At 63.1% G+C, this 14313-nt stretch carries 15 protein-coding genes, 1 tRNA gene and 1 other RNA gene; 15 read left to right on the top strand and 2 right to left on the bottom strand.

The features are described from left to right. Positions 1 to 198, bottom strand: a transfer-messenger RNA (tmRNA) gene (ssrA, locus tag G3446_RS18385); the annotation flags it as partial. Positions 199 to 245: 47 nt separating this feature from the next. Next, on the bottom strand, positions 246 to 725 hold the full coding sequence (gene smpB, locus G3446_RS18380; RefSeq protein WP_164454293.1) for an SsrA-binding protein SmpB: 480 nt from the start codon (positions 723 to 725) through the stop codon (positions 246 to 248). 205 nt (positions 726 to 930) lie between these two features. On the opposite strand from smpB, the gene tpiA reads away from it, so the two are divergent. The 15 genes from tpiA to nuoL all read left to right on the top strand — a co-directional run bounded on the left by tpiA (position 931) and on the right by nuoL (position 14301). Further along, positions 931 to 1695, top strand: coding sequence for a triose-phosphate isomerase (tpiA, locus tag G3446_RS18375; protein WP_164454292.1), 765 nt, complete (start codon positions 931 to 933; stop codon positions 1693 to 1695). Positions 1696 to 1717: 22 nt separating this feature from the next. Then, entirely contained in the window at positions 1718 to 2209 is a 492-nt protein-coding gene (secG, locus tag G3446_RS18370; protein ID WP_164454291.1) for a preprotein translocase subunit SecG, read from the top strand. A 9-nt stretch (positions 2210 to 2218) separates the two neighbouring features. After that, positions 2219 to 2303 (top strand) — tRNA-Leu (locus G3446_RS18365). A 174-nt stretch (positions 2304 to 2477) separates the two neighbouring features. After that, on the top strand, positions 2478 to 2834 hold the full coding sequence (locus tag G3446_RS18360) for an NADH-quinone oxidoreductase subunit A (RefSeq protein WP_164454290.1): 357 nt from the start codon (positions 2478 to 2480) through the stop codon (positions 2832 to 2834). Then, positions 2825 to 3301, top strand: a complete 477-nt coding sequence (locus G3446_RS18355; RefSeq protein WP_164454289.1) for a NuoB/complex I 20 kDa subunit family protein — start codon at positions 2825 to 2827, stop codon at positions 3299 to 3301. The genes G3446_RS18360 and G3446_RS18355 overlap by 10 nt, the downstream gene beginning before the upstream one ends. A gap of 17 nt (positions 3302 to 3318) precedes the next feature. Further along, complete coding sequence (locus tag G3446_RS18350; RefSeq protein WP_164454288.1) at positions 3319 to 4032, top strand: NADH-quinone oxidoreductase subunit C; 714 nt, start codon at positions 3319 to 3321, stop codon at positions 4030 to 4032. Next, positions 4025 to 5281: an NADH-quinone oxidoreductase subunit D gene (locus tag G3446_RS18345; RefSeq protein WP_164454287.1), complete on the top strand. Its 1257-nt coding sequence runs from the start codon at positions 4025 to 4027 to the stop codon at positions 5279 to 5281. Before G3446_RS18350 ends, G3446_RS18345 begins: the two co-directional genes overlap by 8 nt. Continuing rightward, positions 5281 to 5808 (top strand): NADH-quinone oxidoreductase subunit NuoE, encoded by a 528-nt coding sequence (gene nuoE, locus G3446_RS18340; protein WP_164454286.1) that lies wholly within the window; start codon positions 5281 to 5283, stop codon positions 5806 to 5808. The genes G3446_RS18345 and nuoE overlap by 1 nt, the downstream gene beginning before the upstream one ends. A gap of 4 nt (positions 5809 to 5812) precedes the next feature. Then, the gene (gene nuoF / locus G3446_RS18335; RefSeq protein WP_164454285.1) at positions 5813 to 7099 is read left to right on the top strand and encodes an NADH-quinone oxidoreductase subunit NuoF; all 1287 of its coding nucleotides are present in this window, start codon (positions 5813 to 5815) and stop codon (positions 7097 to 7099) included. Between the two features lie 180 nt (positions 7100 to 7279). Next, positions 7280 to 9667 (top strand): NADH-quinone oxidoreductase subunit NuoG, encoded by a 2388-nt coding sequence (nuoG, locus tag G3446_RS18330; protein ID WP_164454284.1) that lies wholly within the window; start codon positions 7280 to 7282, stop codon positions 9665 to 9667. Positions 9668 to 9698: 31 nt separating this feature from the next. Continuing rightward, complete coding sequence (gene nuoH, locus G3446_RS18325) at positions 9699 to 10733, top strand: NADH-quinone oxidoreductase subunit NuoH (RefSeq protein ID WP_164454283.1); 1035 nt, start codon at positions 9699 to 9701, stop codon at positions 10731 to 10733. Between the two features lie 14 nt (positions 10734 to 10747). Next, positions 10748 to 11239, top strand: coding sequence for an NADH-quinone oxidoreductase subunit NuoI (nuoI, locus tag G3446_RS18320; protein ID WP_164454282.1), 492 nt, complete (start codon positions 10748 to 10750; stop codon positions 11237 to 11239). Positions 11240 to 11268: 29 nt separating this feature from the next. Further along, a complete protein-coding gene (locus G3446_RS18315) occupies positions 11269 to 11922 on the top strand; it encodes an NADH-quinone oxidoreductase subunit J (RefSeq protein WP_164454281.1) in 654 nt (217 codons plus the stop codon). Continuing rightward, positions 11919 to 12224 (top strand): NADH-quinone oxidoreductase subunit NuoK, encoded by a 306-nt coding sequence (gene nuoK / locus G3446_RS18310; RefSeq protein WP_164454280.1) that lies wholly within the window; start codon positions 11919 to 11921, stop codon positions 12222 to 12224. Before G3446_RS18315 ends, nuoK begins: the two co-directional genes overlap by 4 nt. A gap of 70 nt (positions 12225 to 12294) precedes the next feature. Next, entirely contained in the window at positions 12295 to 14301 is a 2007-nt protein-coding gene (nuoL, locus tag G3446_RS18305; RefSeq protein ID WP_164454279.1) for an NADH-quinone oxidoreductase subunit L, read from the top strand. The last annotated feature ends 12 nt before the right edge of the window (positions 14302 to 14313 follow it).

Here is a 14313-nt window from a genome sequence, read left to right as displayed (position 1 = left end):
AAAATAAATACAGCAGGTTAACGAGGCTTACTCAGAGCTAGGTTAAGAGGGCGCAATCTGTGCCTATACGAGGTATAAGCAGCGAGAGCGTAGTTGTCGTCGTTGGCAACTATAGATTTGCGGATGGTTTTACGAGGTAGCCCGCACCTCGGCATGCACCTCAGGTTTTGCGACCCACGTCGAAGCCATGTCGCCCCCAGGTAACCGATTGGTCACTATAAGTAAGGATTGGTTCCCCGGCAAGCTCAGCCGGTCTTGAAGATGCGCTCTTTCTCGCGCTGCCAATCGCGATCTTTCTCCGTAGCTCGCTTGTCGTGCTGCTTCTTGCCCTTGGCGAGGCCGATCTCCAGCTTGGCGCGGCCGTGCTTCCAGTACATGGCTGTCGGCACCAGGGTGTAGCCGGAGCGCTCGGTGAGGCCGATCAGTCGATTCAGCTCCGAGCGTTTGAGCAGCAGCTTGCGCGTTCGGGTCGGGTCCGGGTTGACGTGTGTCGAGGCCGTCTGTAGGGCGGAGATATGGGTGCCGATCAGAAAGGCCTCGGCGTGCAGGATCTTGACGTAGCTCTCCTTGAGCTGGATCCGCCCGGCACGCAGGCTCTTGACCTCCCAGCCCTCGAGGGCGATGCCGGCCTCGATCCGTTGCTCGATGAAATAGTCGTGCCCCGCCTTCTTATTGAGGGCGATGGTCGATCCGCTGTTGGACTTTTTCTTGCTGCTCTTGGCCATCGCGGCAGTGTAGCGGAAAGCGGTCGTTGGAATAAATGCTGGCTCGCGGCGTCGGCATGGGCGGTGTGGGGGTGATCTCGGCTGCCGTCGGCGGTGCCGAATCGATGATGTGCGCCCGCGGGACGATCGGCGGCGCCTTGAATTGGGGCTTGAAATCCGCTCAGAAATGGCTATGATGCGCCGCTCACCTGAAGGAGTACCCGTCATGCGCCAGCCTCTGATCGCAGGTAACTGGAAGATGAATGGCACCAGATCCGGCGCTGAGTCGCTGATCGAAGGTGTCCTCAATGGTGCGAAAGGGCTTGTTAAGACAGAAGTTGCTGTCTGTCCGCCCTTTCCCTTTCTCGCAATCGGGGAGCGGTTGCTCGGCGGGAGTCCTGTCCGGCTCGGTGCGCAGAATGTCTGCACGGAAGCCGGTGGGGCCTACACTGGTGAGGTATCCGCCGCGATGCTCGGGGAGTTCGGCTGCCACTATGTGATTTGCGGGCACTCGGAGCGTCGGGAATACTACGGCGAGACCGACGAGATCGTCGCGAAGAAGCTCGCGATCGTGATCGAGAACGGCATGAGGCCGATTCTCTGCGTCGGCGAGACGCTCGAGCAGCGTGAGCAAGGTGAAACAGAGGCCGTGATCGCTCGGCAAATCGACGCGATTATCGACCAAAACGGGATCGCGTCTTTCGCGAGCCTCGAGATTGCCTACGAGCCCGTCTGGGCGATCGGCACCGGGAAAACGGCGACGCCCGAGCAGGCGCAGGAAGTGCACAATTTCATTCGGCGCCGCATTGACGGTCACGATCAGGCGATCGGCGCAAAGGTGCGGATCTTATACGGCGGCAGCATGAAGCCGGGTAACGCGGGCGAGCTGCTGGCCCAGGCCGATATCGATGGCGGCCTCATTGGTGGCGCATCCTTGGCTGCCGAAGACTTTTTAGCGATTTGTCAGGCCGGGAATGCCGCTGCGGGCTGAGATCCTGGCCCGTGAGTGATACATGCAAACGATTCTGACAGTTTTCCAGGTCTTCCTTTCGCTGGGGCTCATCGGTCTCGTGCTGATGCAGCACGGAAAGGGGGCGGATGCAGGTGCTGCCTTTGGCAGTGGTGCGTCGTCCACGGTATTCGGGGCTCAGGGCTCGGGGTCGTTTTTGACGCGTTTGACTGCTATTATTGCGACGCTGTTCTTTCTCACGAGCATGGGTCTGGCCTACTTCGCGGCCCAAGGCTCGGAGCCCTCGGGGCTGATGGATGAAGTAGACGGCGCGGCGATCATTCCGCCGCCCTCTGAGACTGCTCCGTCAGCGACGACCACTGATATCCCGGTGGTGCCTGGTGCAGCCGAATCGCTTGAGGGTCCGGCCGGGTCCGACGTCCCTGTCCCTGCAGCTCCCATGGACGCTGCGGCCCCGCAAGCCGACGGCAGTGCCGGAGGCGCGGTGGGTGATCCAGCACAAGGCGCTGGCTCTGAGGGCAGTGAAGAGAACTGATTGATTTACGCCGACGTGGTGAAATTGGTAGACACGCTATCTTGAGGGGGTAGTGGCGAAAGCCGTGCCAGTTCGAGTCTGGCCGTCGGCACCAACTGCAAGCGGCATGCCACGCGAGTGGCATGCCGCTTTTTTGTGCCTGGAGATCGAATCTAAAGCCTTGAAAAATCTAATAGTTTGGATTGATCTCTAGGTTGACACTGTGCGGAAGGGTGCACTAGACTCCCCATCCTGCTGCTTATATTAGAAAAACGATAGAGAGGGGACAGTGCTAGACAACTATCTGCCGATCCTGATTTTTATCCTGGTCGGGATACTGGTAGGGGTTGGACCACTCGTGATCGGTTACCTCCTCGGACCACGTCGCCCGGACAGCGAGAAAGATTCGCCCTACGAGTGCGGCTTCGAGGCATTTGAAACGGCACGTTTGAAGTTCGACGTCCGCTACTACCTGGTCGCTATTCTCTTCATCGTCTTCGATCTAGAGATCGCATTCCTCTTTCCCTGGGCGGTTGTGCTCGAAGATCTCGGGATCTATGCCTTCTGGGCCATGGTCGTATTCCTCGGCATCCTGGTCGTTGGCTTCATCTACGAGTGGAAGAAAGGGGCGTTGGAATGGGAATAGAGGGTCTTCTCGAAGAGGGGTTCGTCACCACCTCCGCTGACAAGCTCATCAACTGGGCGCGCACCGGCTCTTTGTGGCCGATGACCTTCGGGCTCGCGTGCTGTGCCGTCGAGATGATGCACGCTGGCGCGGCGCGATACGACCTGGATCGATTCGGCATCATCTTCCGGCCCAGTCCGCGCCAGTCCGACGTGATGATCGTGGCCGGGACGCTCGTCAATAAGATGGCTCCTGCGCTGCGCAAGGTCTACGACCAGATGGCCGAGCCGCGCTGGGTCATTTCGATGGGCTCCTGCGCGAACGGCGGCGGCTACTACCACTACTCGTACTCTGTCGTGCGTGGCTGTGACCGCATCGTTCCCGTCGATATCTACGTTCCCGGCTGTCCGCCCACGGCGGAGGCGTTGCTCTACGGCATCTTGCAGCTCCAGAGCAAGATTCGCCGGACCAACACCATCGCCCGCTGAGTAGTACCTGAGAGAACATGGTGAAACATTCCCTGACTCGCAACGCCAGGCTGGACGCGCTCGCCGTCGCGATTCCCGAGAAGCTCGCCGAGCATGGCTGCGAGCTGATCGACGAGGTCGGCGAGCTGACGCTGGTCGTGCCTGCGGAGCGTCTTCTCGAGGTCTGCTGGACCTTGCGCGACGACGCCGCCTTCCGCTTCGAGCAACTGATCGATCTCTGTGGCGTTGACTACGCGACCTATGGTCAGTCCGAGTGGGAGACCGAAGAGGCGTCTTTCACAGGCTTCGGTCGTGGTGTCGACCGCGATCTGGATGTGGCTGTCGACGATTCGAAGCGTTTCGCCGTGGTGGTGCATCTGCTGTCGTTGGCCCACAACTGGCGGCTGCGTCTGCGCACCTATGTCGGCGGTAGCCAGCCCATGGTGGATTCGCTGATCCCGGTGTGGGCTGCCGCCAACTGGTTCGAGCGCGAGGCCTTCGATCTCTACGGGATCCTCTTCAAGGGGCATCCGGACCTGCGTCGTATCCTGACCGACTATGGCTTTGTTGGGCATCCCTTCCGCAAGGACTTTCCGCTCAGCGGTCAGGTCGAGATGCGCTATGACCCCGAGCAACAGCGCGTTGTCTATGAGCCCGTCTCCATCGAGCCGCGCGTCCTGGTGCCGCGCGTGATCCGGGACGACAGCCGCTACGTCGGGGATGGTGTGAGCAAGGAGGCGGGCGATGCCTGAGATCCGTAACTACACCCTGAACTTCGGTCCGCAGCATCCTTCCGCGCATGGCGTGCTGCGCCTGGTGCTGGAGATGGACGGGGAGGTCATCGAGCGCGCCGACCCGCACATCGGTCTGCTGCATCGCGCGACCGAGAAGCTGGCCGAGTACAAGCCGTACAACCAGAGCATCGGCTACATGGACCGTCTGGACTATGTGTCCATGATGTGCAACGAGCATGGCTATGTGCGCGCCATCGAGAAGCTCCTTGGCGTCGAGGCGCCGGAGCGTGCGCAGTACATCCGCACCATGTTCGACGAGATCACGCGCGTCCTGAACCACTTGATGTGGCTCGGTGCGCATGCGCTCGACATCGGCGCCATGAGCGTCTTCCTCTACTGCTTCCGCGAGCGCGAGGACCTCATGGACTGCTACGAGGCCGTCTCGGGCGCGCGGCTGCACGCGACCTACTACCGGCCCGGCGGCGTGCATCGCGACCTGCCGGATCGCATGCCGCAGTATGCGGGCAAGTCGAAGTGGCATTCCAAGCGCGCGATCGCCAAGCGCAACGTCGCGCGCGAAGGCTCGCTGCTCGACTTCATCGAGGATTTCACGCAGAGGTTCCCGAAGCGCGTCGACGAGTACGAGACCCTGCTGACAGACAACCGAATCTGGAAGCAGCGTACCGTGGATATCGGTGTCGTCTCGCCCGAGCGTGCGATGCAGCTCGGCTTCACCGGACCCATGCTGCGCGGCTCCGGCGTCGAATGGGATCTGCGCAAGAAACAGCCCTATGCGGCCTACGACAAGGTCGACTTCGATATCCCGGTCGGCGTCAACGGCGATTGCTACGACCGCTATCTGGTCCGCATGGAGGAGATGCGCCAGTCCAATCGCATCATCAAGCAGTGCGTGGACTGGCTGCGGACCAGCCCGGGTCCCGTGTCGATCGACGACCACAAGGTCGTGCCGCCCAAGCGGGCGGACATGAAAGACGACATGGAGGCCCTGATCCACCACTTTAAGCTCTTCACGGAAGGCTATTGTCCGCCCCCGGGCGACGTCTATGCGGCGGTCGAGGCACCCAAGGGTGAGTTCGGCTGCTACATCGTCTCGGACGGGGCCAACAAGCCCTATCGTCTGAAGGTTCGCGCGCCGGGCTTCCCGCATCTGGCCGCGCTTGACGAGATGTCCAGGGGGCACATGCTGGCCGATGTCGTCGCGATCATCGGGACACTGGACATCGTGTTCGGGGAGATCGATCGCTGATGAGCTACCGTAACCTACCCCTCGCGGTCGATCACGAGCGCGAAAAATCGACGCTCTTCACGCCGGAGATTCGTGCGGCGATCGACAAGCACATCGCCAAGTATCCGCCGGAGTGGAAGCAGTCCGCGACCATGCCCGCGCTGACCATCGTGCAGGACGCCAACGGCGGCTGGCTGACCAAAGAGCTGATGGACGACATTGCCGTCTACTTGGACATGCCCCCCATGTCGGTCTACGAGGTCGCGACCTTCTATGGGATGTATGACCTCGAGCCTCAGGGGCGTCACAAGGTCTGCGTCTGCAACAGCATCTCCTGCATGCTGCAGGGCTCCGAGCAGCTCATCGAGCACGTCGAGCACAAATACGGCGTCAAGCCAGGCGAGACGACCGCCGATGGCCGTTTCACCTTGAAAGAGGTGGAGTGCCTTGGTGCCTGCCGCGATGCTCCGGCGGTTCTCTTGGACAAGACTTACCACGAGAAACTGTCCCCGGATGCGCTGGACAAGCTGATCGACGACTTGGAGTAAGCGCATGGTCGAGAACCGGAACACCGTCTGCTTTCGCACGATGCACCTGGACGAGGCCGTGCGTTATACGCTCGATGCCTATCGCAGCATCGGCGGCTATGCCCAGTGGGAGCGCATTCTGCGCGAGAAGCCGGATCCCAACGACCTCATCGAGGAAGTCAAGATCTCCAATCTGCGCGGCCGTGGCGGCGCGGGCTTCCCGACTGGGCTCAAGTGGAGCTTCATGCCGCGCACCGCGCCGGGCCAAAAGTACATCGTCTGCAACTCGGACGAGGGCGAGCCTGGCACTTGCAAGGACCGCGACATCCTGCGCTACAACCCGCATCAGCTGATCGAGGGCATGGCGATCGCTGGCTACTGCATCGGCGCGACCGCGGGCTACAACTACATTCGCGGCGAGTTCTACGAGCCGATCGCGCGCTTCGAGGGCGCCTTGGAAGAGGCCTATGCCGCAGGCTTGATCGGCAAGGACATCCAGGGCTCTGGGGTCGACTTCGACTGCTACAGCCACATGGGCGCGGGCGCCTACATCTGCGGCGAAGAGACGGCGCTCCTAGAGTCCATCGAGGGCAAGAAGGGACAGCCGCGCTACAAGCCGCCGTTCCCCGCTCAATACGGCCTCTTCGGCAAGCCGACGACCATCAACAATACCGAGTCGCTCGCCTCCGTGCCCGTGATCCTCGAGAAGGGCGGGAAGTGGTTCCTGGAGCAGGGGCGCCCCAACAATGGCGGGCTCAAGCTGTTCTCCGTGTCGGGCCATGTGAACGACCCGAGCAACTTCGAGGTGCCCATGGGCACGCCCTTCCGCGACCTGCTGGAAATGAGCGGCGGGGTGAAGGACGGCAAGGCGTTGAAGGCGGTCATCCCAGGCGGATCCTCGGTGCCCGTGGTTCCAGGTGACGTCATGATGGACGTCGACATGGACTACGACTCGATCGCCAAGGCCGGCTCCATGCTCGGCTCGGGCGCGGTCATCGTGATCGCCGAGGGGACCTGCATGGTGAAGGTGCTCTACAACCTGTCGCACTTCTATATGCATGAGTCCTGCGGCCAGTGCACACCCTGCCGCGAAGGGACCGGCTGGCTCACCCGTGTGCTGCATCGCATCCTGCACGGCGAAGGTCGGATGGAAGACCTCGACCTGCTCGACAGCGTGGCGGGGCGCATCGGGGGCAGGACCATCTGCGCCCTGGGCGACGCCGCGGCCATGCCCGTTCAGAGCTTCCTGAAGCACTATCGGCACGAGTTCGCTTACATGATCGAGCACGGCCGCAGCATGATGGCGGCCTGACCGGGCTCGACCGTTCTTTTCGCGGTGAGGCGCGCGCTGGCATGGCGCCTCGCCAACTTAATGCGCAATGAGGCAGGGCTCACTGCGGCGGGCGCCGCGGTCGCTGCTGCCGGGTGCCCAATCGACTCCGCCGAGCGTACCCGGAAGGTCTGCGCAACTGGTGCCGATCGAGAGACCTAAATGACGGACAAGATCAACATCGAGATCGACGGCCGCGTCTGTGAGGCGGCGCCGGGAGAGATGATCATCGCGGTCGCGGATCGCGAGGCTATCTCGATTCCCCGGTTTTGCTATCACAAGAAGCTGTCCATTGCGGCGAACTGCCGGATGTGCCTGGTCGAGGCCGAGCAAGGCGGCCGTCCCTTCCCCAAGCCCGTGCCCGCATGCGCGACGCCCGTGGGCGATGGCCTCAAGGTCTGGACGCGCTCTCCGAAGGCCATCGAGGCCCAGCAAGGCACCATGGAGTTCCTGCTGATCAACCACCCGCTCGACTGCCCCATCTGCGATCAGGGCGGTGAGTGCGAGCTGCAGGACGTCGCCATGGGCTATGGCGGTGACGTGTCGCGCTTCGCCGAGCGCAAGCGCGTGGTGAAGGACGAAGACCTGGGCCCCTTGATCGCGACCGAAATGACGCGCTGCATCCACTGCACCCGCTGCGTGCGCTTCGGTGCCGAGGTCGCCGGTGTGCGGGAGCTAGGCGCGACCGGCCGCGGCGAAGACATGCGTATCGGCACTTTCATCGCCCAGACCGTCGAGCATGAGCTGTCCGGCAATGTCATCGACCTTTGCCCGGTCGGGGCGCTGACCTCCAAGCCTTATCGCTTCACGGCGCGGCCTTGGGAGCTGACCCTGCACGACAGCATCGCGCCTCACGATGGGCTCGGCTCCAACATCCAGCTGCACGTGCGCCGCAACCGCGTCATGCGCGTGCATCCGCGCGACAACGAGGCAGTGAACGAGACCTGGATCTCGGACCGCGATCGCTTCAGCTTCGTGGGCCTCTACAGTGAAGACCGCCTGACCAAGCCCATGATCAAGGAGGACGGGGCCTGGCGCGAGGTCGAATGGACGGACGCGCTGACGCTGGTTGCGGAGCGGTTGAAGGCCGCGGACGTGGCCGACATGGGCTGGCTCATGGCGCCCAGCGCGACGCTCGAGGAGCTCTATCTCGCGGCCCGGGTGGCGCGCGGCCTGGGCTGCGCCAACATCGATCATCGCCTGCTTCAGCAAGACTTCCGCAGCGACGATGCCGATCCGCTCCTGCCCTGGCTTGGCGTGACCGTGTCCGAGCTGGAGGCCCAGCAGGGCATCTTGCTGATCGGCTCGGACATCCGGCACGAGCAGCCATTGCTGGCACACCGCGTGCGCAAGGCGGCCTTGGCTGGTGCTGCGGTGGTTTGCGTCAACCCCATCAAACTGGAGCTGACCCATCCGGCGGCACAGCTCATGGGGTCTCCCGCGCAGATGCTGGCCGATCTTGCCGCGATTGCCAGCGTCCTCGGCGCGCGTGGCTCCTCTGCCGCGAACGATCTCATCGGCTCTGCCGAGCCGACGGATGCCCACGCGGCCGCCGCCGCTGCGCTCCGCGAGGCTGGCGGCGAAGGGGCTGGCGTGGTCCTCTTGGGTGCCCTCGCAACGGCGCATCCCGACTTCACCCTGGTGAAGAGTCTGGCCCATGCCATCGCCGAGGCGGCCAATTGCCGGCTCGGCTACCTGCCGGCGGCGGCCAGCTCGGTCGGCGCCTATCTGGCGGGTGCCCATCCTGGCCGGCTGCCTGGCGCCAAGCCGGCCGAGACGAAGGGACGCCCGATCGCCGAGATGCTGGACGGCACCTCCAAGGCGCTGGTGCTCTGGGGCTTCGAGCCCGATCGCGATCTGCTCGACCCCGCCGGCGGCATGCAAGCGATCGGCAAGGCCGAGCTCGTGGTTGCCTGCTCGGCCTTCCGCAGCCCTGCTTTGGACGACGTCGCCGACGTGCTGTTGCCGATCTCCGCCTTCGCTGAGACCTCGGGAACCTTTGTCAACGCCAACGGCACCTGGCAGCGTTTCCAGGGTGCGGTCGCCCCTCCTGGCGAGGCCCGTCCGGGCTGGAAGGTGCTGCGGGTGCTCGGCAATCTGCTGGATCTCGAGGGCTTCGCTTACCGCGACGGTGCCGAGGTCCAGGCGGAGCTTGCCGCGCTGTGCACGGATGCCTCGCCCGATAACGCGCCTCGCGGGGACTTCGACGTGGCGCCGGAGGGCGCACCGGCAAGCGGGCTCATGCGTGTCGGCACCATCCCGATCTATGGGCTGGACCCGCTGGTGCGGCGCTCCGCTCCGCTGCAGAAGATGCCCATGCCGCGCTGCGAGCCTGCGGTTTATCTCCACCCGAAGCAGGCTGCGGCCGACAGCTTCGGTCCGGGCGATATCGTCTACGCCCAGCAGGGGCAGTACGGCGCTCGGCTGCGCGTCATCCTCGACGACCACGTCCCCATGGGCTGCGCCCGGATACCCGGCGCGCTGGCTGAAAGCGCGTCGCTCGGGCCGCTGATGGGGGCTGTCAGCCTCGAGCGCGTGAAAAACCCTTAGGCCACTGGCGAGAAGTGACGAGACGACAAAGATGATTGAGCTTTGGAACGCGCTCCCGCTGGTGATCCAAATCCTTTTGAAGATCACCGCAATCCTCCTGCCGCTGCTGGGCATGGTGGCCTATTACACCTACGCCGAGCGTAAGGTCATCGGCTACATGCAGGTCCGCATCGGTCCGAACCGCGTCGGCTGGCGCGGGCTGCTTCAGCCCATCGCCGATGCGCTGAAGCTGATGATGAAAGAGATCGTCATCCCGACCAAGGCGGACAAGACGCTCTTTCTGCTTGCGCCCATGATGGCGATCGCCCCGGCCATGGCCGTTTGGGCGGTCTTTCCCTTCGACGAGGGGCTGGTGCTGGCCGACATCAATGCCGGGCTGCTCTACATCCTGGCGCTGAGCTCGGTCGGCGTCTACGGCGTCATCATCGCCGGCTGGGCGTCGAACTCGCGCTACGCCCTCTTGGGCTCCATGCGCGTCGCGGCCCAGATCGTGGCCTATGAGATCGCCATGGGCTTTGCCCTCGTCGGGGTGCTGGTCGCGGCGGGGAGCTTGAACCTCGGCGCTATCGTCGAGGCGCAGCAGGGGAGCTTCCTGACATGGTTCTGGCTGCCATTGCTCCCCTTGTTCGGGGTCTATCTGATCTCCGGCGTGGCCGAGACCAACCGTGCGCCCTTCGACGTCGCCGAGGGCGAATCGGAGATCGTTGCGGGCTTCCATGTGGAATATTCCGGCATGGCCTTCGCGGTCTTCTTCCTGGCCGAGTATGCCAACATGATCCTCATCTCGGCCCTGACCGCGCTGCTCTTCATGGGCGGATGGCTGTCGCCGCTGCCCGAGGCCTGGACCTGGGACATCTGGGTCCTGCAGGACGGCTTCCACTGGCTGCTGCTCAAGACCTTCTTCTTCATGTTCGTCTTCCTGTGGCTGCGCGCGACCTTTCCGCGCTACCGCTATGACCAGATCATGCGCCTGGGCTGGAAGGTCTTCATTCCGATCACGATCGTCTGGATCCTGGTCGTGGCGCTCGCGGTGGTCTATCGGCTACCGCCCTGGTGGTCCGCTTGATCCGGAGAGGAAGGATGCTGAAAACCGCACGCGAATACCTCCAAAGCCTGATGTTGGCGGAGCTCTTCAAGGGGCTTCGTCTAACGGGCGGCTATCTGTTCAAGCGGAAGTTCACCGTCCAGTACCCCGAGGAGCGCGCGCCCATCTCGCCGCGCTTCCGTGGTCTGCATGCCTTGCGCCGCTACCCGAACGGCGAAGAGCGGTGTATCGCCTGCAAGCTGTGCGAGGCGGTCTGTCCGGCGCTTGCCATCACCATTGAGGCCGAGCCGCGCGAGGACGGGACGCGCCGCACGACGCGCTATGACATCGACCTCTTCAAGTGCATCTACTGCGGCTTTTGCGAAGAGTCCTGCCCGGTCGACTCCATCGTCGAGACAGGTGTCTACGAGTACCACTTCGAGAACCGCGGCGAGAACATCATGACAAAGGACAAGCTATTGGCGATCGGTGACAAGTACGAAGCCGAGATCGCTGCTGCCCGAGCGGCCGATGCGCCGTACCGCTAGATGCGCCCTGTCGCCAAACGAGAAGAATTATGGGCTTTGAAAAATTCCTCTTCTACGTCTTCGCGCTAATAACCCTATGGGCCGCGGGGATGGTGATCACGCGGAAGAACCCGGTGCATTCGGTGCTCTTTCTGGTGCTTGCCTTCGTGGGCAGCGCGGCGCTTTGGGTGCTGCTGGAGGCCGAGTTCCTCGGTATCGTCCTGGTGCTGGTCTATATCGGCGCCGTGATGGTCCTCTTCCTCTTCGTCGTCATGATGCTCGACATCGACATCGCGACCCTGAGAGCAGGCTTCATCCGCTATCTGCCGGTCGGGATCCTGATCGCGGCGGTGATGGCGGTCGAGATCTTCCTGATCGTCGGGCCGAGCAACTTCGGTCTGGAAGCCTTCCCGGCCCCCGAGCCGGCGAGTGCGGACGCTAACAACGCCGCCGACCTTGGGCGCGTGCTCTACACCATTTACTTGTACCCGGTCGAGATCGCCGCCGTGATTCTGCTGGTCGCGATCGTGGCGGCCATCCGTCTGACGCTGAGGCGCCGCCCCGACAACAAGTATGTCGATCCATCGCGGCAGGTCCGGATCAAGAAGGGCCCCAAGCGCGTGCGTCTGGTGAAGATGGCGCCGGAAGTCGTGGTCCCAGCTGAGGTGCCGGGTGCTCAGCGCGCGGCGGAGGAGAAGTCATGATCGCACTTTCCGACTACCTGATCCTGGGCGGCCTGCTCTTCTCCATCGCCGTCGCTGGGATCTTCCTCAACCGGAAGAACGTCATCCTGCTGCTGATGTGCATCGAGCTGATGCTGCTCGCGGTGAACATGAACTTCGTCGCCTTCTCGCATTTCCTGGGCGACATGACGGGGCAAGTCTTCGTCTTCTTCATATTGACCGTCGCCGCGGCCGAGGCAGCGATCGGCCTGGCTATTCTGGTGGTCCTGTTCCGCAATCGGAAGACCATCAACGTCGAGGACTTGGATGCGCTGAAGGGATAGGGGGCGGGCCGAGCGTCCGCAGGCTTCCTGCTCCGTCCACTCACGCTAGCGAAAGAGCCGATACCAGAAGATGGAAAACGTCTACATAACAATTGTGCTCGCGCCGCTGATCGGCGCCATCGTCGCCGGTTTCTTCGGGGGCCGGATTGGGCGCCGGGGTGCGCATACGGCGACCATTGCCGGCGTGGCGGTCTCGGCGGGGCTCTCGCTGTTCGTGCTGGGACGCTTCGTCTGGGGCGATGCGGCCGTGTTCAACGGACCCGTTTACACCTGGATGGTCTCGGACGGGATGCACTTCGAGGTCGGCTTCCTCATCGATAAGCTGACCGCCGTGATGATGGCGACCGTAAGCTTCGTCTCCCTGATGGTGCACATCTATACCATCGGCTACATGGCGGATGACGAGCACAACTGGCCGCATGGCGCGCTGTCCGGCAAGAACAGCTATCAGCGCTTCTTCAGCTATATCTCGCTGTTCACCTTCTCCATGCTGATGCTGGTCATGTCGAACAACTTCATGCAGTTGTTCTTCGGCTGGGAGGCGGTGGGGCTGGTGTCCTATCTGCTGATCGGCTTCTGGTCGACGCGCGAGAGCGCCATCTTCGCCAACCTCAAGGCCTTCCTGGTCAACCGCGTCGGTGACTTCGGCTTCATCTTAGGCATCGCCGCCGTCGGCATGTATTTCGGCTCGATGGACTATGCGGAGGTCTTCGCCGCCGCGCCCGAGCATGCGGATACGCAGGTCGACGTCTTTGGCGGTGTCTCCTTGATGACGCTGATCTGCATCCTGCTCTTCATCGGCGCCATGGGTAAGTCGGCGCAGGTGCCGCTGCACGTCTGGCTGCCGGACTCCATGGAAGGCCCGACCCCCATCTCGGCGCTCATCCATGCCGCGACCATGGTCACCGCGGGCGTCTTCATGGTGGCGCGCATGTCGCCGCTCTACGAGCTCTCGGAGACGGCGCTCAGCTTCGTGCTCATCATCGGCGCGACGACGGCCTTTTTCATGGGGCTCATCGGTCTGGTGCAGAACGACATCAAGCGCGTGGTCGCCTACTCGACGCTCTCCCAGCTCGGCTACATGGTCACCGCGCTGGGCGCTTCTGCCTACGCGGCGGGCATCTTCCATCTCATGACCCACGCCTTCTTCAAGGCACTGCTCTTCCTCGCGGCTGGCTCGGTGATCATCGCCATGCACCACAAGCAGGATATCCGTGAGATGGGTGGCCTCTGGAAGCGCATGCCGCTGACCTGGTTGACCGCGCTCTTGGGAAGCCTCGCGCTCATCGGTTTCCCCGGCTTCTCCGGTTTCTTCTCCAAGGACGCCATCATCGAGGCGGTTGGGGCATCGCACGTGGCGGGCTCGGGTTATGCCTCGCTGCTGCTGACCGCCGGGGTCTTCGTGACCGCACTCTACAGCTTCCGCATGTACTATCTGGTCTTCCATGGCAGGGAGCGCATGGACGAGCACACCAAGCACCATCTGCACGAGTCGCCCTGGGTTGTCACTCTGCCGCTGGTGCTGCTGGCGATCCCGTCCGTCTTCCTCGGCTGGTATACCGTCGAGCCCATGCTGGTGAACGATTGGTGGGTCTCCGGTGATTGGAATCCCATCGTCGTCGCCCACGAGCACGACACGCTCCACCACCTGCGCGAGCATTGGGAGGGGCAGGCGGCCTTCCTCCATCATGGTCTTGGCGCGCTGCCATTCGTCCTCGCCGCGACTGGGCTGACTCTGGCGACGCTCATCTGGTGGCTTTTCCACAAGTGGAATCCGCGCATCGACGACCAGCTTCAGGCTCTCGGCGGTCCCGTCACCCGGGCGCTGCAGAACAAGTACGGCTTCGACGACTTCAACCAGCGCGTCTTCGCCGGCGGGGGGCGCAGCCTCGGCCGAGTGCTCTGGACGGCTGGCGACCGCGCGCTCATCGACGGCGCCATCGTCAACGGCTCCGCGCGCTCGGTTGGCCGGATGGCACAGCGCTTCCGCCATCTGCAGACCGGATACCTCTACCACTATGCCATTGCGATGATCGTCGGGCTGGTCGGCCTCCTGACGCTCTTCGTAACGCTTTGACGCCGAACGGAG

This window comes from Thiorhodococcus minor (assembly GCF_010820565.1).
GTDB classification, from domain to species: Bacteria; Pseudomonadota; Gammaproteobacteria; order Chromatiales; family Chromatiaceae; genus Thiorhodococcus; species Thiorhodococcus minor.
Note: the sequence above shows the minus strand (reverse complement) of the source record. Positions and strands in the feature narration are given on the sequence as shown.